Source organism: Pseudoxanthomonas sp. OG2, from assembly GCF_014192765.1.
GTDB lineage: Bacteria > Pseudomonadota > Gammaproteobacteria > Xanthomonadales > Xanthomonadaceae > Pseudoxanthomonas_A > Pseudoxanthomonas_A beigongshangi.
Genome location: NZ_JACHYM010000001.1, coordinates 2176878 through 2197686, shown reverse-complemented (window position 1 = coordinate 2197686; position 20809 = coordinate 2176878). Strand labels below are relative to the sequence as shown.

18 protein-coding genes and 2 riboswitches are annotated in these 20809 nt (G+C 68.3%); of the genes, 6 read left to right on the top strand and 12 right to left on the bottom strand.

Annotated features, from left to right (window positions below; all coding sequences use genetic code 11):
• Positions 1 to 20: 20 nt before the first annotated feature.
• Positions 21 to 1364, bottom strand: coding sequence for a M20 family metallopeptidase (locus FHW78_RS10040; RefSeq protein ID WP_183639781.1), 1344 nt, complete (start codon positions 1362 to 1364; stop codon positions 21 to 23).
• Positions 1365 to 1505: 141 nt separating this feature from the next.
• On the opposite strand from FHW78_RS10040, the gene FHW78_RS10035 reads away from it, so the two are divergent.
• Positions 1506 to 2291, top strand: a complete 786-nt coding sequence (locus FHW78_RS10035; RefSeq protein WP_183639779.1) for a TSUP family transporter — start codon at positions 1506 to 1508, stop codon at positions 2289 to 2291.
• 72 nt (positions 2292 to 2363) lie between these two features.
• On the opposite strand, the gene FHW78_RS10030 is transcribed toward FHW78_RS10035, so the two are convergent.
• Positions 2364 to 3359 (bottom strand): aldo/keto reductase, encoded by a 996-nt coding sequence (locus tag FHW78_RS10030; RefSeq protein ID WP_183639777.1) that lies wholly within the window; start codon positions 3357 to 3359, stop codon positions 2364 to 2366.
• Positions 3360 to 3493: 134 nt separating this feature from the next.
• On the opposite strand from FHW78_RS10030, the gene FHW78_RS10025 reads away from it, so the two are divergent.
• Positions 3494 to 4393 carry a LysR family transcriptional regulator gene (locus tag FHW78_RS10025; RefSeq protein WP_183639776.1) on the top strand — a complete coding sequence of 300 codons (900 nt, stop codon included), beginning with the start codon at positions 3494 to 3496 and terminating at the stop codon, positions 4391 to 4393.
• Between the two features lie 24 nt (positions 4394 to 4417).
• Here FHW78_RS10025 and purU read toward each other — a convergent pair whose 3' ends face one another.
• Together purU and FHW78_RS10015 are read right to left on the bottom strand one after the other, a co-directional pair.
• Positions 4418 to 5269, bottom strand: coding sequence for a formyltetrahydrofolate deformylase (purU, locus tag FHW78_RS10020; protein ID WP_183639773.1), 852 nt, complete (start codon positions 5267 to 5269; stop codon positions 4418 to 4420).
• A gap of 79 nt (positions 5270 to 5348) precedes the next feature.
• Positions 5349 to 5876: a MarR family transcriptional regulator gene (locus FHW78_RS10015; protein ID WP_183639771.1), complete on the bottom strand. Its 528-nt coding sequence runs from the start codon at positions 5874 to 5876 to the stop codon at positions 5349 to 5351.
• Between the two features lie 69 nt (positions 5877 to 5945).
• Here FHW78_RS10015 and FHW78_RS10010 point away from each other — a divergent pair, with 69 nt between their 5' ends.
• A complete protein-coding gene (locus FHW78_RS10010; protein ID WP_183639769.1) occupies positions 5946 to 7490 on the top strand; it encodes an alpha/beta hydrolase in 1545 nt (514 codons plus the stop codon).
• Positions 7487 to 7729: riboswitch (cobalamin riboswitch) on the top strand. It overlaps the preceding gene by 4 nt.
• Before the next feature lie 207 nt (positions 7730 to 7936).
• On the top strand, positions 7937 to 10216 hold the full coding sequence (metE, locus tag FHW78_RS10005) for a 5-methyltetrahydropteroyltriglutamate--homocysteine S-methyltransferase (protein WP_183639767.1): 2280 nt from the start codon (positions 7937 to 7939) through the stop codon (positions 10214 to 10216).
• 71 nt (positions 10217 to 10287) lie between these two features.
• Here metE and FHW78_RS10000 read toward each other — a convergent pair whose 3' ends face one another.
• The 8 genes from FHW78_RS10000 to FHW78_RS09965 all read right to left on the bottom strand — a co-directional run bounded on the left by FHW78_RS10000 (position 10288) and on the right by FHW78_RS09965 (position 18598).
• Positions 10288 to 10704: an acyl-CoA thioesterase gene (locus tag FHW78_RS10000; RefSeq protein ID WP_183639765.1), complete on the bottom strand. Its 417-nt coding sequence runs from the start codon at positions 10702 to 10704 to the stop codon at positions 10288 to 10290.
• A 162-nt stretch (positions 10705 to 10866) separates the two neighbouring features.
• Positions 10867 to 11886, bottom strand: a complete 1020-nt coding sequence (locus tag FHW78_RS09995) for a ribonucleotide-diphosphate reductase subunit beta (protein ID WP_183639763.1) — start codon at positions 11884 to 11886, stop codon at positions 10867 to 10869.
• 607 nt (positions 11887 to 12493) lie between these two features.
• Positions 12494 to 14830: a ribonucleoside-diphosphate reductase subunit alpha gene (locus FHW78_RS09990; protein WP_255443281.1), complete on the bottom strand. Its 2337-nt coding sequence runs from the start codon at positions 14828 to 14830 to the stop codon at positions 12494 to 12496.
• A gap of 269 nt (positions 14831 to 15099) precedes the next feature.
• Positions 15100 to 15307, bottom strand: a riboswitch (cobalamin riboswitch).
• 88 nt (positions 15308 to 15395) lie between these two features.
• Entirely contained in the window at positions 15396 to 16070 is a 675-nt protein-coding gene (locus FHW78_RS09985; RefSeq protein ID WP_183639758.1) for a hypothetical protein, read from the bottom strand.
• A 159-nt stretch (positions 16071 to 16229) separates the two neighbouring features.
• The gene (gene tatC / locus FHW78_RS09980; protein ID WP_183639756.1) at positions 16230 to 17006 is read right to left on the bottom strand and encodes a twin-arginine translocase subunit TatC; all 777 of its coding nucleotides are present in this window, start codon (positions 17004 to 17006) and stop codon (positions 16230 to 16232) included.
• Entirely contained in the window at positions 16987 to 17379 is a 393-nt protein-coding gene (gene tatB, locus FHW78_RS09975) for a Sec-independent protein translocase protein TatB (RefSeq protein ID WP_141454996.1), read from the bottom strand. Before tatB ends, tatC begins: the two co-directional genes overlap by 20 nt.
• Before the next feature lie 21 nt (positions 17380 to 17400).
• Positions 17401 to 17631 carry a Sec-independent protein translocase subunit TatA gene (tatA, locus tag FHW78_RS09970; RefSeq protein ID WP_141454997.1) on the bottom strand — a complete coding sequence of 77 codons (231 nt, stop codon included), beginning with the start codon at positions 17629 to 17631 and terminating at the stop codon, positions 17401 to 17403.
• A 94-nt stretch (positions 17632 to 17725) separates the two neighbouring features.
• Positions 17726 to 18598, bottom strand: coding sequence for a lipid-binding SYLF domain-containing protein (locus FHW78_RS09965; protein ID WP_183641312.1), 873 nt, complete (start codon positions 18596 to 18598; stop codon positions 17726 to 17728).
• Between the two features lie 201 nt (positions 18599 to 18799).
• On the opposite strand from FHW78_RS09965, the gene hemH reads away from it, so the two are divergent.
• Positions 18800 to 19762: a ferrochelatase gene (gene hemH / locus FHW78_RS09960; protein WP_183639754.1), complete on the top strand. Its 963-nt coding sequence runs from the start codon at positions 18800 to 18802 to the stop codon at positions 19760 to 19762.
• Entirely contained in the window at positions 19759 to 20610 is an 852-nt protein-coding gene (locus tag FHW78_RS09955) for an alpha/beta hydrolase (protein WP_183639752.1), read from the top strand. The genes hemH and FHW78_RS09955 overlap by 4 nt, the downstream gene beginning before the upstream one ends.
• The last annotated feature ends 199 nt before the right edge of the window (positions 20611 to 20809 follow it).

Genomic DNA, 20809 nt, shown 5'->3' with positions numbered 1-20809 from the left:
CCCCGCCGGGAAAGGCAGGCCTAGCCGGCAGTGGCCGGGGCGGGTGCCGGCGCACCGTTCAGATAATCCAGGGTGACCTGCAGCAGCGCGCGGAAACCCACGTCCAGCGCGCCTTCGTCGAGCAGGAACTTCGGCGAATGGTTGCTCGGCGCGGTGGCCGGATCCACGTCCTTGCCGGTCGCGCCGACGAAGAAGAACATCGCTGGCGCCTTCTGCCCGTACAGCGAGAAGTCCTCCGAACCCATCTGCAGCGGCGGCTCGAACACGTTGTCCACGCCGGCCACCGCGCGCAGGCTCGGCAGCATGCGCGCGGTCAGGGCGGGATCGTTGATGGTCGCGGGATTGCCGTCGTGGCTTTCGATGTTCACTTCCGCGCGTGCGCCGTGCGCGGCGCCGACATGCTCGGACACGTTGGTCAGGTCGGCGAAGATCTTCTGCCGCATGCCCTCGTCGAAGGTGCGGATGGTGCCCAGCACCTCGACGTCGTCGGGAATGATGTTGTAGCGGATGCCGCCCTTGATCGCGCCGAAGGTCACCACCGCCGGCAACCGCGAGATGTCGGTGCGGCGGCTGACGATCGTCTGCGCGCTGCCGATCAGATCCGCCATCGCCACGATCGGATCGACACCGCCCCACGGCCGCGAGCCATGGGTCTGGCGGCCGATCATGCGGATGCTGAAGCGATCCGAGGCCGCCATCATCGGACCCTGGCGCACCGCGATGCGTCCCACCGGGATATTGGCGAACACGTGCAGGCCGAACACCGCGTCCGGCTTGAAGCCATCGAACAGGCCCTGCTTGAGCATCAGCGAGGCACCGCCTTCCTCGCCGCTGGGCGGGCCTTCCTCGGCCGGCTGGAACACCAGCAGCACCTCGCCCGGCAGATCCTTGCGCATCGCCACCAAGGCCTCGGCCACGCCCATCAGGATGCTGGTGTGCGCGTCGTGGCCGCAGGCGTGCATCACGCCCACGGTCTCGCCGCGGTAGGTCGATGTGGCCTTGGAGGCGAACGGCAGGCCGGTCTGTTCGGTCACCGGCAACGCGTCCATGTCCGCCCGCAGCGCCACGCGCGGGCCCGGCTTGCCGCCCTTGATCACCGCGGTGACGCCATGGAACGCGACGCCGGTCTTCGGTTGCAGGCCCAGCTTGCGCAGGTGCGCGGCCACCTGCGCGGCGGTGCGTTCCTCGCGGTTGGACAGTTCCGGATGCTGGTGGAAGTCGCGTCGCCAGGCGAGCACCTTGTCCTGCAAATCGCGCGCGGCCGCGGCCACCTCGGGACGTTGCGCGGTGTCGGAAGCCCACGCCTGGGCGGGGCACAGCAGGAATGCGGACAGCAGCGGAAGGATGGGCAGGGCGACGCGCATCATCGAACTCCGTATCGGGGACGGTCCGATGCTAGCCGTTTCCCGTCGCGCAGTGCGCATCGCGATTATCATTGTCACACGCGTCCCACAAGGTCCGAGCGGCCGGAGGAGCCGCCGCCGTCCCTTCCCCCAGAAACACCCATGCCCGAGATCGCCCTGCAGGTCCTGCTGCTGCTGTTCCTTGCCGGCCTGCTGGCCGGATTCATCGATTCCATCGCCGGTGGTGGCGGCATGATCACCATACCGGCGATGCTGCTGGCCGGCATTCCGCCGTTGCAGACGCTGGGCACCAACAAGCTGCAATCGCTGTTCGGATCCGCGTCGGCCAGCTGGAGCTACGCGCGCCATGGCCACGTGGACCTGCGCATGCAATGGCCGATGGCGCTGATGGCGGCGTTGGGCGCGGTGGGCGGCGCGTTGCTGGCGACGGTGGTGCCGGGGGACTGGCTGAAGATGGCGCTGCCGTTCCTGCTGATCGCCATCGCGGTGTATTTCGGCCTCAAGCCCAACATCGGCGACGTGGACAAGCATCGCCGCATGGGCGTGACCGCATTCGGTTTCGGCTTCGTTCCGGTGGTGGGTTTCTATGACGGCGTGTTCGGCCCGGGCACCGGCTCGTTCCTGATGCTGGGCTTCGTCAGCCTGGCCGGCTACGGCATCCTCAAGGCCACCGCGCACACCAAGTTCCTCAACTTCGGCTCCAACGTCGGCGGCTTCGCGGTGTTCCTCGCCACCGGCGCGGTGCTGTGGAAGGTCGGCCTGGCGATGGGCGCCGGGCAGTTCATCGGCGCGCAATTGGGTTCGCGTTTCGCGATGAAGCAGGGCGCGAAAATCATCAAGCCGCTGCTGGTGACCGTGTCCATCGCGCTGGCGATCCGCCTGCTGGCGGATCCGGCGCATCCGCTGCGCCAGTGGCTGGGCCTGTGACGGAACCTGCCACCACGCGCCCGGCGATGGCCGGGCGCGTGGCGGGATCCGCCGATCCTCAGCGGCTGCTCCTCAGCGGCTGACCATCGCCATGCCGGCGGCGGTGTAGCGATCGCCGGCCACCGCTTCCAGCGGGAACGCGGCTTCGATGCCGACCAGTTCCTCCGGTGCCAGCACCACGTCCAGCGCGTCCAGGTTCTCCTCCAGGTAACGCAGGCGCTTGGTGCCCGGAATCGGCACCAGGTCATCGCCCTGCGCCAGCACCCAGGCCAGTGCGAGCTGGCCGGCGGTCACGCCCTTGTCCGCGGCCAGCGCGTGCACCCGGTCCACCAGCGCCAGGTTGCGGGCGAAGTTCTCGCCCTGGAAGCGCGGCGAATGACGGCGGTAGTCGTCGGCGTCGAAATCCTCCAGCGAACGGATCGCGCCGGTCAGGAAGCCGCGTCCCAGCGGCGAATAGGGCACGAAGCCGATGCCCAGTTCGCGCACCGTATCCAGCACGTGGTTGCTCTCGGGCTCGCGCGACCACAGTGAGTACTCGGTCTGCACAGCGGTGATCGGATGCACCGCGTGGGCGCGGCGGATGGTGTCCGGCGCGGCCTCGGACAGGCCGAGGAAACGCACCTTGCCCTGTTCGACCAGGCGCGACATCGCGCCCACGGTGTCCTCGATCGGCACCTGCGGATCGACCCGGTGCTGGTAGTACAGATCGATGTGATCCACGCCGAGCCGCTCGAGGCTGCCCTCGCAGGCGGCCTGCACGTATTCGGGTCGGCCGTCGACGCCACGCGCGTGCGGGTCGGCCGGGTCCATGCGGATGCCGAACTTGGTGGCCAGGAACACCTGATCGCGACGATCGGCGATGGCCTTGCCGACCAGCACTTCGTTGGTGTGCGGGCCGTACATGTCGGCGGTGTCCAGCAGGGTCAGGCCACGCTCCAGCGCGCGGTGGATCACGGCGATGGATTCGCCTTCTTCGCCACGGCCGCCGTAGAAGGCGCTCATGCCCATGCAGCCCAGGCCCAGGGCGGAGACGGTCGGGCCATTGCGGCCCAGCATGCGGGTTTTCATCGGGAACTCCTTGCGGATGGGGGAGGGCACGCCGGCACGGCGATGCCGGGCAGACGCGACCCGGGCACGATAGAACTGGCGATTGCGTCGATAAAGACGCAATATCCGAATCCTGTTTGAAGCAAGGCTTCACAATGGCGTCCCATCCGCTGCCGGCCGTACTCGCCTTCGCGCGGGTGGCCCACCACGCCAGCTTCACCCGCGCCGCGCTGGAGCTGGAGGTCAGTCCCTCGGCGCTGTCGCAGACGGTGCGCGCGCTGGAACGCCAGCTCGGCGTGCGCCTGTTCAACCGCACCACCCGCCGGGTCGCGCTGACCGAACACGGCCAGCGCTTCCTGCAGCAGGTCGCGCCGGGCCTGCGCCAGATCGACGAGGCCTTCCGCGACATGGACTTCCTGCGTGACCGGCCCGCCGGGCATCTGCGCATCAACCTGCCCGGGGTGGTGGCCGAGCGCATGATCGCGCCGCACCTGCCCGGCTTCATGGCGCGCTGGCCCGAGGTGGAGGTGGAACTGTTCGTCGATCCGGCGCTGGCGGATCTGGTCGGTGGCGGCTTCGACGCCGGCATCCGCCTGGGCGAATCGCTGGCCCGGGAAATGATCGCGCTGCCGATCGGGCCGATGCAGCGGCAGGCGATCGTCGCCACCCCCGACTACTTCCGCCGCCATCCCGCGCCCGCCGAACCGGCGGACCTGGTGCACCACGCCTGCGTGCGCTACCGGCGCAGCAACGGCCGCATCATGGCGTGGGAGTTCACCCGCGAGGGTTGCGATTTCGAGGTGGAGGTGGGTGGCCGGTTGATCGTCAACGACAGTGATCTCGGCCTGGTGCTGGTGCGGCAGGGCCTGGGCATGGCGCAGGTGTTCGAGTCCCAGGTCGAAGCGGAACTGCGCAGCGGGGCGCTGGTACGGGTGCTGGAAGCCTGGCAGGCGCCGTTCGCCGGTTTCCACATCTACTACCCGGCGCGCGAACACCTGCCGCCCAAGTTGCGGGTGTTCATCGACTACCTGCGCGAAGTGCTGCCGCCGCCCTGAGCGCCGTTCCGGTTTCCGCGCGCATCAGCGGAACACCACCGTGCGATGCCCGTTGAGCAGGATGCGGTGCTCCACGTGCCGGCGCACCGCGCGCGCCAGCACCAGCGATTCGGTGTCGCTGCCCAGCCGGACCAGATCGCGCGGCGTCATCGCGTGATCCACCCGCGCGATGTCCTGCTCGATGATCGGTCCTTCATCGAGATCGCGGGTCACGTAGTGCGCGGTGGCGCCGATGATCTTGACCCCGCGCCGGTGCGCCTGGTGGTACGGATGCGCGCCCTTGAAGCTGGGCAGGAAGCTGTGGTGGATGTTGATCGCGCGCCCGGACAGCGCGTCGCACAGCTCCGGCGACAGGATCTGCATGTAGCGCGCCAGCACCACCAGATCCACCTGCCCGGATTCGACCAGATCCAGGATCCGCCGCTCCTGCGCGGGACGATTGCCCGCATCCACCGGCAGATGGTGGAACGGCACGCCATAGGAGGCGGCGAGCGGGCCGAAGTCCGCGTGGTTGGACGCCACCGCCGCGATCTCCACCGGCAACTGCCGGCTGTGCGCGCGGAACAGCAGATCGTTGAGGCAATGTCCCTGCTTGCTGACCAGTACCAGCAGGCGCGCCTTGCGGCGCGCATCGTGGATTCGCCATTCCATGCCGAACGCTTCGGCCAGCGTCTCGAAGCGCGCTTCCAGTGCCGGCAGGGTCGCCGCGGACGGCACGTCGAAATGCACGCGCAGGAAGAAGCGCCCGGATTCCTCGTCGCCGAACTGCTGCGCGTCGATGATGTTGCAGTCCGACTCGAACAGCAGCCCGGTGACCCGGTAGACGATGCCGGTGCGATCGGGACAGGACAGGGTCAGGATGTGATCGTGGCGCATGGAGCCGGGGCACGGGTGGGCGGGCCAGTGTAGGCCGCGCGCGGTGTCGCCGCACCGCGCGGACCCGGCGCGGTCCGCCTCAGTCCGCCGCCATGCCCTGGCCCAGCTTGCGCAGCAGTCCCGCCAGTGTCGCCTGTTCCCCGGCGTCCAGTCCGGCCACGGCCAGGCGCGCCTGTTCGAAACGCAGCGCGATGGCGCGCTCCGCCAGCTTGACGCCCTTGGCGGTCAGCACCGCGAACAGGGAACGGCCGTCGCGCGGATCCGCCTCGCGCCGAAGCAGGCCGCGCCGCTGCAGTCGGTTGAGGCAGGCGGTCATCGCGCCGGAGGTCAGCAGCACCGAACGGCGAAGGTCGGTCGGCGACAGCCGGTAGGGCGCGCCGGAGCGGCGCAGCGTCGCCAGCAGGTCCAGCTCCGTGTAGCTCAGTTCCAGCGCCTTCAGGCATTCGTCGGCCTGTGCCTCCAGCAGGCGGCCCAGATGCAGGACGCGGCCCGCCACCGCCATCGCGGAAGCATCCAGATCGGGCCGTTCGCGGCGCCAGTCCGCCAGCAGCTGGTCGATCAGGTCGGGAGCGGGGGAGGGCGGGATATCGGTCGGTGGGGTCGTCATGAAAAATATCTTGACATAAAGATATCTGTGGAGCGAGGCTACGCCCACCCCATCGTCGGGAATCCGCCCATGAAGCGCAGGCTCTGGTTGTCGGCTGTCGTGATGATGCTTGGTTCCATCGCTTCCGGCGCCTTCGCGCAGGCGCGCCGCGCCGGCGACATCGTGGTCACCGCGGCGACGGTCCGCGCCGCGGATGGTACGACGGTGCCCTACGAAATCGGCACGCTGTACGTACCGGAAAACCGCCGTGCCACCGGCGGCCGCCTGATCGGGGTGGGCTTCGCCCGCATCCGCGCACGTGTGCCCACCGGTGCGCCGCCCGTCTTCTGGCTGCCCGGTGGCCCGGGCCTGGCGGTGCTGGAGGCATTCGACGGCGATACCGAGACCGCGCGCAATCGGCTCGGATCCTGGCTGACCTATCGGGACACCGCGGATCTGGTCATCATCGAACAGCGCGGTTACAGCGAGCGCGGTGAAAAACTGACCGCGATGTCGCCGGCGTGGCCGCGCGACCGCGAATACACCGCGCGGGATGACATCGACGACGCGCTTCGTCGCGCCGCCTCGGCCATCGCCGCGCATCCGGACAAGGATCTGGCGGGCTACACCATCGACGCCTGCGCCGACGACGTCGACGATCTGCGTCGCGCGCTGGGCTACCCGCGCATCAGCCTGTTCGGCGGCAGCTTTGGATCGCAATGGAGCTTCGCGGTGATGCGCTCGCATCCGGACATCGTCGCGCGCGCCGTGCTGTCGTCGGTGGAGCCGCTGGATTTCGGCTACGACATGCCATCGCCGCTGCTGGCGACGATGCAGCGCATCGCCTTCGATGCCGATCGGGATCCCGGCCTGGCGCCGTATCTGCCGACGGGCGGACTGATGGCCGCCATCGACGCGCTGCGCGAACGCTTCGCGCGGCAGCCGATCACGGTCGATCCGCAGGATGGCGGTGGATCGGTGGTGATCGGGTTGGCCGACCTGCAGGCTTCGCTGCTGGCCGAGGCCAGCGTGCCGCACACCTGGCCCGCGTTCGTGCTGTCGCTGTACCACGGCCGCTACACGGACTGGGCCCGCGAAGTGGCCAGGGGCCGGCAGGCGCAGGAATACAAGCTGATTGGACCGCTGATCGACACCAGCCTGGGCATCACGCCGTCTCACGAGTTCCGCCTGCGCCACGATCCGGCCAGCGCCTATCTCGGCGAGGGCGGCTTCGCGCCCTACCTGGCGGCCGCGTCGGCATGGCCGACACCGGATCTGGGCGACGACTACCGCCAGCTGCGGCCGATCGATACGCCGGTGCTGCTGGTGCACGGCGACTGGGATACCTCCACGCCCATCGACAACGCGCTGGCGCAACTGCCCTACCTGCGCAATGGTCACGCCATCGTGATCCATCGCGGTGGTCACGACGGCACGTTCTATCAGCTGCGCAACGAGCCGGCGGCCCGGGAAGCGGTCCACCGTTTCCTGCGCACGGGAGAGCTTCGCGATCTGCCGACGGAAGTGACCCTGTCTTCCCCGACCTTCACCGTGCCGGCTTTTGCCGCGCCCGCCAAGGTGGCGGGCCGTATCCCGCGAGGAAGGCCGCTTGACGCAGCGGTCGCATCGCCGTAACGTGCCCGGGCCAGGGTTTCCATCTCTTCATGCGAATGAAGAGATGGAATTAATAGGGAAGCCGGTGCGGGCCGAAAAGCCCCATTCCGGCGCTGCCCCGCAGCGGTATTTGGAAACGACCCCCGTCATCGGCACTGGCCCCCAAGGGCCGGGAAGCGGCGGACAGTAGGCCGGCCCCGATCCCCGGATCGGGCCGACGTCCATGAGCCCGAAGACCTGCCTTGGCCGGAAGACCCGAAGTCTTCCGCATGACCTGGAACTTCCGAGGGGAGGTGCCCGGAACTGCCGCGGACGCGTCGCGTCCGCGCGCAAGTCCGTGCGCCTCCCTTCGCCGTTCCGGTTCGCCCGAGGGGGCGAAGGTCGCTGGCGTTGTCCGCCATCGCCATCGGCGATGAAGGCGGCGCGGTCCTTCGTTCCTCATCCGACCACGAATGAGGACATGCATCATGACGACTGTTGGCAATCTCGGTTTCCCGCGCATCGGCGTGCGCCGGGAACTCAAGCGGGCACTGGAAGCCCATTGGCGCGGCGACGCCACCGGCGAAGAACTGCACGCCGCCGCGCGCCGGCTTCGCCTCCGCCATTGGCGCCTGCAGGTAGACGCGGGCGTCGATGTCGTGCCGTGCAACGACTTTTCGCTGTACGACCACGTGCTCGACACCGCCTTCCTGTTCGACGCCATCCCCGAACCCTATCGCGCGCTGGCGGACGTGGATCCGCTGGCGGCCTATTTCGCCCTCGCGCGGGGGCGGCAACAGGACGGCGTGGACCTGCGCGCGCTGGAAATGACCAAGTGGTTCGACACCAACTACCACTACCTGGTGCCGGAACTGCATCGCGAGCAAACGTTCCGCCTGCGTGGCGACAAGCCGTTGAGCGAGTTCAACGAGGCCCATGCGGCCGGTTTCAATGCGCGGCCGGTGCTGCTGGGACCGGTGAGCTTCCTGCGCCTGTCCAAGGCAAGCGATGGCGGCGATCCGCTGGCGCTGCTCGAACGCCTGCTGCCACCCTACGCGGAACTGCTGTCGCGGCTGGCCGCCGCCGGCGCCGAATGGGTGCAGATCGATGAGCCTTGCCTGGTGCTGGACGCCGACCCGGCGTTGCAACAGGCCTACCGGCACGCCTACACCGCCCTGGCGCAAGCGACGCGCCCGAAGCTGCTGCTGACCACCTATTTCGGCGACCTGGGCGCGAACCTGCCGCTGGTGGCGGCCCTGCCGGTCGATGGCCTGCATGTGGACCTGATGCGCGGGCTGGACCAACTCGACGCCGTGCTGAAAGCCATGCCGGAGGGGCGGACGCTGTCGCTCGGGCTGATCGACGGCCGCAACATCTGGCGCGCCAACCTCGACAACGCGTTGGTGCTCGCGCGCTACGCGCAGGGCCATGTCGGTGCCGACCGGCTGTGGCTGGCGCCTTCCTGCTCCCTGCTGCACGTGCCGGTGGACGCGGAAGGCGAAACCGGGCTGGATGCCGAACTGCGTGGCTGGCTGGCGTTCGCGCGGCAGAAGCTGGAGGAACTGCGCCTGCTGGCGACCGCCCTGGACGATGCGCCCGCGGCCGGGCCGGCGCTGGCCATCGCCCGCGAGCGCCACGAAAGCCGTCGCCGTTCCGCGCGCGTGCACCGGAAAGAGGTGGCCGAGCGCCTGGCCGCGCTGACGCCCGCGGCCGCCCATCGTTCCTCGCCCTATCCCACGCGCCGCGCGCGCCAGCAGGCCGGCCTGCGCCTGCCACCCTATCCGACCACGACCATCGGTTCCTTTCCGCAGACGCCGGAAGTACGCCAGGCCCGTGCGCTCAACCGCGCCGGGAAACTGCCCGATGCGGAATACGACGCCTTCCTGGCGACCGAGATCGCGCGCTGCGTGCGCGTGCAGGAGGAACTCGGCATCGACGTGCTGGTGCACGGCGAGTTCGAGCGCAACGACATGGTCGAGTACTTCGGCGAGCAGCTCGACGGATTCGCCTTCACCCGCAACGGCTGGGTCCAGAGCTACGGCTCCCGCTGCGTGAAGCCGCCGATCATCTTCGGCGATGTGGTGCGGCCGGCGCCGATGACGGTGCGCTGGTCGCGGCACGCGCAATCACTCACATCCCGGCCGATGAAGGGCATGCTGACCGGACCGGTGACGGTGCTGCAGTGGTCCTTCGTCCGCGACGATCAGCCGCGCGCGCGGACCTGCCGGCAGATCGCGCTGGCGTTGCGCGACGAGGTCCGCGACCTGGAAGCCGCCGGCATCGGCGTAATCCAGATCGACGAACCAGCCTTGCGCGAAGGCCTGCCGCTGCGCAGGGCCGAATGGTCACGCTACCTCGATTGGGCGGTGGAATGTTTCCGCATCACCGCCGCGGTGGCGACCGACGAAACCCAGATCCACACCCACATGTGCTACTCCGAGTTCAACGACATCATCGAAGCCGTGGCGGCGATGGACGCCGACGTGATCTCCATCGAAACCTCGCGCTCGCGGATGGAACTGCTGGACGCATTCGTGAAGTTCCGCTACCCGAACCAGATCGGGCCGGGCGTGTACGACATCCATTCGCCGCGGGTTCCGGACAGCGGCGAGATGCACGCCCTGCTGGACAAGGCGCGGGAGGTACTGGCACCGGAGCAGATCTGGGTCAATCCGGACTGCGGGCTGAAGACGCGTGGCTGGCCGGAGACCCGCGCGGCGCTGGAGGCGATGGTGGAGGCGGCGAAGAGGATGCGGGCCGCGGCGTGATGCGGCCGGGCCGTGGCGCGCGCAGCCTCGTGCGCGCCACGGCATCCGCGGTCAGCGGAGGGGGACGGACCTCAGCCCTGCACGACCGGTGGCGGCAGCGGCGGAGCCTGGGTGGGCCGGCCCAGCGGATCCAGCGCGATCATCACGAAGTGGCCGCGCGTGCACAGCTTGCGCTCGCCGCTCAGCAGATCCTCGGTGATGACTTCGACATCGACGTTCATCGAACTGCGCCCGACCTTGACGATGCGGGCGATGACCTCGACCAGATCGCCCTTGTGGATCGGCTGGTTGAAATCGACCTGTTCCGACCTTGCGGTGACCACGGTGGTGCGCGCGTAGCGCGAGGCGGCGATGAAGGCGGACATGTCCATCCACGCCAGCGCCTGGCCGCCGAACAGCGTGCCCAGGTGGTTGGTGTGGTCCGGGAAGACCATGTGCAGCAGGCGCGCCTCGGTCGGGCGCAGGTCGGACAGGGGATGTTCGGACATGGGGTTGCTCCGTGGTGCCAGTGCCTCCCGGCTGCATCCTAGCGCAGGAAACGGATTCCGGAATGAATCCCTGCGGGAGCGACGTCAGTCGCGAAAGCTCCTGATCCGGCCGAAGCGCATCGCGACTGACGTCGCTCCCACAAGGTGGTTTACAGGAAACGGTCAGAACGCGTGGTCGAAGCCGACTTCGCCCTGCACGCCGACCTGGTAGGCCGAGACGCGGCGTTCGAAGAAGTTGGTCAGCTCCTGCACGTCCTGCAGTTCCATGAACGGCAGCGGGTTGCGCACGTTGTACTTCTTCTCCATGCCCAGCTTGACGAAGTGCTGGTCGGCGCAATGCTGCAGGTACTGGCGCATGTCGCGGGTGGAGATGCCGGCCACGCCGCCGGACAGCACGTCCTCGGCGAACTGCACCTCGCACTCGATGGCCTCGGCCAGCATGTCGTAGACCTGCTGGCGCATGGTGTCGTCGAACAGGTCCGGCTCCTCCTCGCGCACCGTGCGCACCGACTCGAACGCGAACTCCATGTGGCAGCTCTCGTCGCGGAACACCCAGTTGGTGCCCGAGGCCAGCCCCGGCAGCAGGCCGCGCGAGCGGAAGTAGTACACGTAGGCGAACGCGGCGAAGAAGAACAGGCCCTCGATGCAGGCGGCGAAGCAGATCTGGTTGAGCAGGAACTGCCGCCGCTGTTCGCGGGTTTCGATCCGGCGCAGGTCCTGGATCGAGTCGATCCACTTGAAGCAGAACTCGGCCTTCTTGCGGATGGAGGGGATGTTCTCCACCGCCGCGAACGCCTTCACCCGTTCGGCCGGATCCGGCAGATAGTTGTCCAGCAGGGTCAGGTAGAACTGCACGTGCAGCGCTTCCTCGTACAGCTGGCGCGACAGGTACATGCGCGCTTCCGGCGCATTGAGGTGCTGGTAGAGGTTGAGCACCAGGTTGTTGGACACGATCGAATCGCCGGTGGCGAAGAACGCGACCAGCCGGTGGATCAGGTGACGATCGGCCGGGGTCATCTTGTCGTGCAGATCGCTGATGTCGATCTGGAAATTGATCTCCTCCACCGTCCAGGTGTTCTTGATCGCGTCGCGGTACATCTCGTAGAACTGCGGATAGCGCATCGGGCGCAGGGTCAGTTCAAAGCCGGGGTCCAGCAGCATCTGGCGGGGTTGGGAGGACATGTCGCATTTTTCCTGTTTCAGCGCCTTCTCCCGCAAGCGGGGGAAGGCCGGCATGGGGGCAAACGGAGCGGGATGCATCCGTTTGCGGATTTCCGCCCCTTCCCCCGCCGGCGGGGGAAGGTTGGGATGGAGGCAAACGGGCCGGACTGCATCCGTTCGCGGATTTCCGCCCCTTCCCCCGCAAGCGGGAAGGCCGGGATGGGGGCAAACGGAGCGGGATGCATCCGTTCGCGAATTTCCGCCCCTTCCCCCGCTGGCGGGGGAAGGTTGGGATGGGGGCGAACGGGTCGGACTGCATCCGTTCGCGAATTTCCGCCCCTTCCCCCGCAAGCGGGGGAAGGCTGGGATGGGGGCGAACGAAGTGGAGGCCTGTCCGTCTGCGAAAAAAACGTGATGAAGCGAAGTGACTCTTCGGTGGGCGTTCCGGCGGTTTGCGTTCAATGGCTTCGGCCTTGCCCCCACCCTGACCCTCCCCCGCGAGCGGGGGAGGGGACTGTCCAGCGGGTATTGGCGCATCCCTGCGCCCGGAACGTCCTGTTCCTTTCTTCCCTATGTGCATCCTGCGTGGGGATTTCGGAGGGTGATCTTTCGACCGCGCATGAATTCGCTACTGGCACGCCTCGCATGCTTCCGGGTTCTCCAACGAGCACGACACCGCTTCCACCGCCGTATAGGCCGGCTTCGGCGCCTCGCTGCCCACGCTGCTGACCGTGGTCTTGGCGATGCGGGTGGCCGGGCGCGAGCGCAGGTAGTAGGTGGTCTTGATGCCCTGCTTCCACGCATACATGTACATGGACGACAGCGCGCCGATGTTCGGGCTTTCCATGAACAGGTTGAGCGAGGCCGACTGATCGATGTAGGCGCCGCGCTCGGCGGCCATGTCGATCAGCGAGCGCATCGGCAGTTCCCAGGCGGTGCGGTAGATCTGGCGCAGCGGCTCGGGAATCTGCGCGATGCCCTGGATCGAACCCTCGGCCAGTTTGATCGCATCGCGCATCTCCGGCGTCCACAGGCCCAGCTGCTTCAGTTCGGCCACCAGATAGCGGTTGACCTGCAGGAAGTCGCCGGACAGTGTCTCGCGCTTGAACAGGTTGGAGATCTGCGGCTCCACGCATTCGTAGCAGCCGGCGATCGAGGCGATCGTCGCGGTCGGGGCGATGGCGATCAGCAGCGAGTTGCGCAGGCCGTGCTCGCGGATACGCGCGCGCAGCGTGTCCCAGCGCGCGCCGTCCTGCGGCGCCACGTTCCAGGCGTCGAACTGCAGTTCTCCGGAGGCCGCGCGGGTATCGGCGAAGGACGGATGGCGGCCACGTTCCTCGGCCAGCTCGCACGAGGTTTCCAGCGCGTGAAAGTAGATGGTCTCGGCGATCTTCTGCGACAGCGCACGCGCCTCGGCGCTGTCGAACGCCAACCGCTTGCGGAAGAACACGTCCTGCAGGCCCATGCAGCCCAGGCCGACCGGGCGCCAGCGCAGGTTGCCGCGGCGCGCCGATTCGATCGGGTAGAAGTTCAGATCAATCACCCGATCCAGCTGGCGCACCGCCAGCCGCACGGTTTCGGCCAGGCGTTCGAAATCGAAGTCGCCGTACTCGTCGAAATGGCGGGCGAGGTTGATCGAGCCCAGGTTGCAGACCGCGGTTTCCTCGGCCGAGGTGATCTCCAGGATCTCGGTGCACAGGTTGGACAGGTGGATGACGTTGTTCGCGCGCAGGGTCTGGTTGCTGGCGCGGTTGCACTTGTCCTTGAAGGTCATCCAGCCGTTGCCGGTCTCGGCCAGCGTGCGCATCATCCGCGCATACAGCTTGCGCGCCGGCACCGCCTTGGCGGCCTTGCCCTGGGTCTCGGCCTGCAGGTAGGCCTGCTCGAACGCCTCGCCGTACAGATCGGTCAGCTCCGGCACCACGCGCGGATCGAACAGCGACCATTCCTGGTCGGCCTCCACCCGCTTCATGAACAGATCCGGCACCCAGTTGGCCAGGTTGAGGTTGTGGGTACGGCGCGATTCGTCGCCGGTGTTGTCGCGCAGTTCCAGGAAATCCTCGACGTCGGCGTGCCAGGTTTCCAGGTACACGCAGGCCGCGCCCTTGCGCTTGCCGCCCTGGTTGACCGCCGCGACCGAGGAGTCCAGCGTCTTCAGCCACGGCACGATGCCGTTGGAATGGCCGTTGGTCGACTTGATCAGCGAACCGCGCGAACGCACCCGCGTGTAGCTGACGCCGATGCCGCCGCTGAACTTGGACAGCTGGGCGATATCGCCGTACTTCTGGTAGATCGATTCCAGCGAATCCTGCGGCGAATCCAGCAGGAAGCACGAGGACAGCTGTTCGTGGGTGGTGCCGGAGTTGAACAGGGTCGGCGAGCTGGGCAGGTAGTCCAGGTTGCCCATCCGGCGGTACAGCGCCAGCGCTTCGGACACGTCCTCGCTGAGCGCGCAGGCGATGCGCAGGAAGAACTGCTGCGGGGTCTCGATGACCTTGCGGGTGTGCGGATGGCGCAGCAGGTAGCGGTCGTACAGGGTGCGCAGGCCGAAGTAATCGAAATGCAGATCCAGCGAGGCGTCCAGCGCGTCGTTGAGCTTGCGCGCGTTGGTCTGCACGAAGTTCAGCAGGCGATCGTTGATGAGTCCCACCTCGTGGCCGCGCGTCACCGACTGCGAGAACGCGTGGATTTCCTGCCCGGTCACTTCCTTGGCGATGTAGCTGGCCAGCAGGCGCGCGGCCAGCCGGCTGTATTCGGGTTCCTCGGCGGTCAGCAGCGCGGCGGTGCGGATGGACAGTTCGTCCAGTTCGCGCGTGCTGGCGCCGTCGTACAGGCCGGAGATGGTGCGGGTGGCCACGCGCATCGGATCGATGGCGTGCAGGCCCTCGCAGCTGCGCTGCACCGCGCGGACGATCTTGTTCAGATCCACCGGCTCGCGGCTGCCGTTGCGCTTGGTCACGCTCATCGCGGTGGCGGTGGGCGGCGAGGTCAACAGGAATGCGTCCTTCTGGGGCGGGGAGACGTCGGTTTCGGCGACGGCGGTATCGGTCGGGGTCACGGGGCTTCCTCCATGCGTGATGCACGCGGCGACCTGTCCCTCGCAGGCAGCGGAAGGCCGGATGAAGCATCAGGGTGGGGAAGCGGCGTCGCAGGGACCGCGACCGTGGAAACGGATGGCCGGCCTGCTTCACCAGCCATCTCCCCCCGGAGATTCCGCGGCCGGCACCGCGCGGTGTGCAACGCGCGGCTGTCGGCAGGTCTTCGGACTCGTGGACGCGGAAGCCGTGCTTCCTCCTAGCCCGTCGCTTCCCAAGGCGAGGCGCCTCAGTGCCAATGACGGGTTCGTTTCCACCTACCGCTGCGGGGCAGCGCCGGCATTCGACCGGCTTCCCTTTTCATCCCCCGGCTTGCGGCCGGAGGAACCGACGGCCACAAGATAGTGGGGGCATATGGGGGCGTCAACACCAAATATGGTGCCGACGCTGTTGTGAAACCCAACACCTTGCAGTGGCGGGCGTTCCACGCGATGACTACTTCACGAAGCGGATCGCCGCCAGCGCTTCGTGCAGGCGCGCCTGCGCGACGGCCCCGTCGAACGGCGGCGTGCGCGGCGGGTCGTAGACCTCCGGACGGGTGCCGACCACCAGCAGGTCGATGGCGTAGCAGCGTTGCTGGCGCACCGCGCGGTAGGCGTCCACGGTCAGGTAGTGGCTCATCGCCGCGTCGCTGGCGCGGAAATGCCGGAACGGCTGGCCATCGATGCGGACTTCGTCGCGCGGCGTGGGCAGCGCCGAATCGGAAACCTCCAGGCAGCGGGCCACGCTGTCCGCGTCATCGCTGACGCCCACGCGCAGTTCCGCCGCCGTCACCTCGTTGGAGCCGTCCAGCACCAGCGCGGCCACCGCCTTGCCGCGGCTGTCGGTCTGGGCGAAGGCCTTCCAGTCATCGGTGGCCAGATAGCTGCGGCGGAAGTCGCGGCGCAGGGTGAAACCCGGCCACGGCAGGATCGCCACGCCCAGCGCTTCGTCCACGAACTGCGCCTGCAAGGCGATGCGCGAGGCCTGCGCATCGGACACCGGCGGCGGAGCCGTTGCGGTCGCGACCGCGCGCGTGGCGGACGTGGCGTTGGCGGTATCGACGGGATGTTCCGATTGGCAGGCCGACAACAGGCTCAGCAGACAGACCGCACCCAGGCGTTGATTCATCGATCTTCCTTTCTCGTTCGCGTCAGCGCGGGCGAGTCTGGCAAAGCGAGGATGAACGTACCCAAGGCACCGCCGCGAACGGTTCAGGCTCGCGACTTCAGCAATGTGGAGACCAATTAACGCCGGCCAATCACCCGGCGCGATCAGCGCGAATGCGGATCACGCATCGCGCGGCGTACGCGAATCGTCGCTGTCGGGTTTCGGCGCAACCCATTGCGCGGCCAGGATGCCGGCTTCGTACAGCAGGCACATCGGAATCGCCAGCATCAGCTGGGAGACCACGTCCGGCGGCGTGATCACCGCGGCCAGGATGAAGATGCCGACCACCGCGTAGCCACGCCCCTGGCGCAACTGCTGCGGCGTCACCCAGCCCATCACCGCCATGATCACCAGCGCCACCGGCAGCTCGAAGCTGACCCCGAAGGCCAGGAAGATCACCAGCACGAAATCGAGATACTTGCCCGGATCCGGCGCGATGGTGACGATGTCCGGAGTGAACATCATCAGTGCGTGGAAGACGCCCGGCAGCACCAGGAAGTAGGCGAACGCGCAGCCGGCGTAGAACAGCGTGATCGCCGAGACCAGCAGCGGCAGCGCCAGCCGCTTCTCGTGTTTGTAGAGACCCGGCGCGACGAAACCCCAGGCCTGGTACAGCAGCCACGGTGCGGTCGCGAACAGGGCGGCGAAGAACGCCAGCTTGATCGGCGCGAAGAAACCGGAGGTCGGATCGTTGGCGATCATCTGCGCGGCCTGGCTTTTCGGCAGCTGGCTCAGCATGGGCAGGGCCAGCTGGCTGTACAGCGCCTTCACGAACGGCAGCAGCGCCACCAGCACGATCACCACGCCCAGCAGCGCCCGCATCAACCGCGTGCGCAGCTCCAGCAGGTGGCCCATCAGGCTGCTTTCGGCCTGATCCTCAGGTGCGTCGTGGTTCATCGCTGGCGTCGTGGGGCGTGGTCGCGGCGTCGTCGGCCGGCGGGGCGGGTTCCGGTTCGGCGCCCGGGGCGGGGGCCGGCGTGCTTTCCACCGAGGCGCGCAGGTCCTCGAATTCGCGTTCGGTCTGCGCCGCGCCCTCGCGCACCTTGCGCTCGGTCTCGCGCAGCGCTTCTTCCGTGTCGCGCAGGCTGCGCTTGAGTTCCTCGGCCGCCAGTTCGCGTTCGAACTCGTCCTTCACCGAATGCCATTGCGCGCGCGCGCGGCGTACCCACAGGCCGGCGAAACGCGCCGCCTTGGGCAGCCGTTCCGGGCCCAGGACGACCAGCGCGACGATGGCAATGATCAGCAGTTCGCTGAAGCCGATATCGAACATGGCGGCAGGCCGGCCGCGCGGTCAGTTGGCGTCGCGGTCGCGCTCTTTCGACGCGCTGGATTCGGCGTTGCGGGACTGCGACTGATCGTCAAGCCGTTCGACCGGCTTGTCCTCGTCCTGCTGCATGCCCTTCTTGAAGCCCTTGACCGCTTCGCCCAGATCCTGGCCGACGTTGCGCAAGCGCTTGGTGCCGAAGATCAGCAGAACGACCACCAGAACGATGATCCAATGCCAGATGCTGAAACCGCCCATGGTCTTCTCGTGCGTTGAGTAATGAAATTCAGGCGATCAGCATAGCGCAGGCACGCCCGGAGATCCCGGGCGCGGTGCGATGTTTTCGCTTTTCCTAGGGCGTACTGTTGAGCGGTTCAGTACGGACTTCACCCTCGGCCACCGGCTGGAAACCGGACTGGGCGGGCGGGGTGGTCGGCGCCTGGCCCAGCGGGGCGGTTTCGGCCGCCGGCGCGGTCGAAGCGGCCGCTGCCGGGGCCGCTGCGGTCACGGTCGCGGCCGGTGCGGGCGTCGACTTGCCGGCACGCGCGGCGCGCGCGGCCGCGGTCACTTCCTCCAGCTGATCCCGGAAGCCGACCACGGCGCCGGACGGATGGCCGGCGCGGCCTTCGAAAATGGCGCGCGGCGTGCTGCCGCCACCGTAGACCGCGGTGTTGGCGTCGTCATCGATCTGCAACACGGCGCCATCCAGCGCCACGCCCGCGAACAGGCCGCGGGCGCGCGACCACGACCAGATCTCGGCCTTGAGCTGGCCATCGGTGGCGGCGGCGGCGTTGCGGCCCACCGGACCGGCGGCCACGCCGGCATCGGCGCCCAGGGTGATCTTGCCGTTGACGATGTTGTCCAGGTTGCGGTCGTTGCGGAACACCAGGACGATGTCCGAGGACTGCACGCCGGCCTGGAAGCCGATGCTGCCGCCGGTCAGCTTGACGAACACCGGCTGCGACCAGGTGCCGTCCGGATTCTTGACCGACATCAGGCCATGGCCGCGGCGGCCGCCGAACACCAGGCCGGCCTTGAGGGTGTCGGGAATGACGACGATGGCGCGCCCTTCGTCCAGCAGCTTGTCGGGGATGCCTTCCTCGGGGATGCGGCGGATTTCGTCCAGCACGCGCACCGCGTTGGTGGCGCGCTCGTCCTCCTTGGGACCGGCGAGGGCCTGGCCGGCGAACAGGGCGGTGGCCAGCAGGGTCGCGGCCGGCAGCATCAGCAGGCGGGAATGGCGGCGTTTCATGGGCGCTCCGAAGGTGGATTCGCAGAAATTTACTGCAACCGCTTGAAAATAGGTAAATGCGAATGAATCGGCGCTGAGGATTCCGGCCTTCGGCTGCCGTCCATCGATTCGATCGAAGAAGGCCATTGATAAGGAGAAGCGGCTCGCAAGAGTGCGCTCTGCCACAATAGGCGGATGCCCGACGCACCCGATACCGCGCTGATCGCGGTCAATCTAGGCACGCCCGAGGCGCCCACGGCTCCCGCCGTCCGGCGCTATCTGGGCGAGTTCCTGCTCGATCCCCGCGTGGTCCAGCTCAGTCGCTGGATCTGGTACCCGCTGCTGTTCGGCCTGATCCTGCCGCTGCGCGGTCCGCGCGCGGCCCACAAGTACGCCCAGATCTGGTTGCCGGAAGGCTCGCCGCTGGCCGTGCATACCCGCCGCCTGGCCGAGGCGATCCAGCAACGCCTGCCGCATTGGCGGGTGGTCGATGCCATGCGCTACGGCCAGCCGGCCCTGCCGGAGCGGCTGCGCGAGCTGCGCCAGGCCGGGATTCGCCGGCTGATCGTGCTGCCGCTGTACCCGCAGTACTCCAGCACCACCACCGAATCGGTCAAGGACGTGCTGGCGCGCGAGGCCAAGGGCTTCGACCTGACCGTGATCGATGACTACTCGGTCGATGCCGGCTGGGTGGGCGCGGTCGCCGATTCGATCCGCGACTGGCGCACGCGCAACGGCGCCGGCGAGCACCTGCTGTTCTCGTTCCACGGCCTGCCGCAGCGCCTGGCGCGCGAGGGCGATCCCTACCCGCAGCGCTGCGAGGCCAGCAGCCGCGCCATTGCCGCCGCGCTGGGGCTGGGCGAGGGCGAATGGACCCTGACCTACCAGTCGCGCTTCGGCAAGGAGCGTTGGCTGGAACCGGCCACCGACGCCACCCTCGACGCGATGGCCGCGCGCGGCCTGCGCAAGGTCGACGTGGTCTGCCCCGGTTTCGCCGTGGACTGCCTGGAGACCCTGGAGGAAGTGGCGATCGGTTTCGTCCAGCGTTTCGCCGAACGCGGCGGCGAGCTGCGCTATATCCCCTGCCTCAACGCGTCGCCGGCGCACGCCGACGCGCTGGCGGCGCTGGCCCGCCAGGTGGCCGGGGAGCCGGCATGAGGCTGGAGGAGTTTTCCGCCGACATCGCGATGGGACGGATTGGCGGCCTGCGCGGCGGCGAGCCCGGTGGCACGCGGGTGCTGGCGCTGCACGGCTGGCTCGACAACGCGGCCAGCTTCGTGCCGCTGGCCGCGCATCTGTCCGGCGTCGAACTGGTCATTCCGGACCTGCCCGGGCATGGCCACAGCGTGCATATCGGTCCGGGTGCCGAGTACACCAGCGGCGTGGCGGTCAACGCGGTCCTGGATCTGGCCGACGCGCTGGGCTGGGACGAGTTCTGCCTGCTTGGCCACTCGATGGGCGCCGGCATCGCCAGCCTGCTGGCCGCTTCCTCGCCACGGCGGGTGCGCCGGCTGCTGGTGATCGAAGCCCTCGGCGGCCTGTCCGAGACCGTGGATCGCACCGCCGCGCGCTGGCAGGAGGCGATCGCCGCCGCGCGCGCGCTGCCGGGCAAGCGCCTGCGCGTGTTCACCGACACGGCCACGCCGATCCGCGCGCGCATGCAGGCCAACCAGTTGAGCGAGGCCAATGCGCGGCTGCTGGTGGAACGCGGCATCCGCGCGGTGGACGGCGGCCATGTCTGGAGCAGCGACCAGCGCCTGACCCTGCCGACCCCGCAGCGCCTGGACGAAGCGCAGATCGCCGCGCTGGTCGCCGACATCCGCTGCCCGACCCGGGTGATCTTCGCCGAGCCGGCGCAGCCCTACTTCCCCGAACCGCTGCGCAGCCAGCGCGCGGCGCTGTTGCCGAACGGCGAGTTGATCGTCATGGCCGGCACCCATCACCTGCACATGGAAGATCCGGCCGGCGTGGCGCGCGCGATCGGCGATTTCTTCACCGCCCCCTGAGCTTGGGGGTAGGAGCGCCGTCCCGGCGCGAGCTTTTCCGGGGCGTGTGGGAAGAGCTCGCGGCCGGAGGCCGCTCCTACCGGGGGGTTCTCAATGCGCAATCGGTCTGGAGCGGGGTAGGAGTGCCGTCCCGGCGCGAGCTTTTCCGGGGCATGTGGGAAGAGCTCGCGGCCGGAGGCCGCTCCTACCGGGGTGTCTC

Excerpts from the sequence above, each read along its gene's own strand:
- FHW78_RS10025 (WP_183639776.1), top strand. The coding sequence starts at position 3,494 with ATGGCGTCCCATCCGCTGCCGGCCGTACTCGCCTTCGCGCGGGTGGCC.
- FHW78_RS10040 (WP_183639781.1), bottom strand. The coding sequence starts at position 1,364 with ATGCGCGTCGCCCTGCCCATCCTTCCGCTGCTGTCCGCATTCCTGCTG.
- FHW78_RS09985 (WP_183639758.1), bottom strand. The coding sequence starts at position 16,070 with ATGAATCAACGCCTGGGTGCGGTCTGTCTGCTGAGCCTGTTGTCGGCC.
- tatB (WP_141454996.1), bottom strand. The coding sequence starts at position 17,379 with ATGTTCGATATCGGCTTCAGCGAACTGCTGATCATTGCCATCGTCGCG.
- metE (WP_183639767.1), top strand. The coding sequence starts at position 7,937 with ATGACGACTGTTGGCAATCTCGGTTTCCCGCGCATCGGCGTGCGCCGG.
- FHW78_RS10010 (WP_183639769.1), top strand. The coding sequence starts at position 5,946 with ATGAAGCGCAGGCTCTGGTTGTCGGCTGTCGTGATGATGCTTGGTTCC.
- FHW78_RS09990 (WP_255443281.1), bottom strand. The coding sequence starts at position 14,830 with ATGAGCGTGACCAAGCGCAACGGCAGCCGCGAGCCGGTGGATCTGAAC.
- hemH (WP_183639754.1), top strand. The coding sequence starts at position 18,800 with ATGCCCGACGCACCCGATACCGCGCTGATCGCGGTCAATCTAGGCACG.
- FHW78_RS09955 (WP_183639752.1), top strand. The coding sequence starts at position 19,759 with ATGAGGCTGGAGGAGTTTTCCGCCGACATCGCGATGGGACGGATTGGC.
- FHW78_RS09995 (WP_183639763.1), bottom strand. The coding sequence starts at position 11,886 with ATGTCCTCCCAACCCCGCCAGATGCTGCTGGACCCCGGCTTTGAACTG.
- FHW78_RS09965 (WP_183641312.1), bottom strand. The coding sequence starts at position 18,598 with ATGCTGCCGGCCGCGACCCTGCTGGCCACCGCCCTGTTCGCCGGCCAG.
- FHW78_RS10030 (WP_183639777.1), bottom strand. The coding sequence starts at position 3,359 with ATGAAAACCCGCATGCTGGGCCGCAATGGCCCGACCGTCTCCGCCCTG.
- purU (WP_183639773.1), bottom strand. The coding sequence starts at position 5,269 with ATGCGCCACGATCACATCCTGACCCTGTCCTGTCCCGATCGCACCGGC.
- tatC (WP_183639756.1), bottom strand. The coding sequence starts at position 17,006 with ATGAACCACGACGCACCTGAGGATCAGGCCGAAAGCAGCCTGATGGGC.
- FHW78_RS10015 (WP_183639771.1), bottom strand. The coding sequence starts at position 5,876 with ATGACGACCCCACCGACCGATATCCCGCCCTCCCCCGCTCCCGACCTG.
- FHW78_RS10000 (WP_183639765.1), bottom strand. The coding sequence starts at position 10,704 with ATGTCCGAACATCCCCTGTCCGACCTGCGCCCGACCGAGGCGCGCCTG.
- FHW78_RS10035 (WP_183639779.1), top strand. The coding sequence starts at position 1,506 with ATGCCCGAGATCGCCCTGCAGGTCCTGCTGCTGCTGTTCCTTGCCGGC.
- tatA (WP_141454997.1), bottom strand. The coding sequence starts at position 17,631 with ATGGGCGGTTTCAGCATCTGGCATTGGATCATCGTTCTGGTGGTCGTT.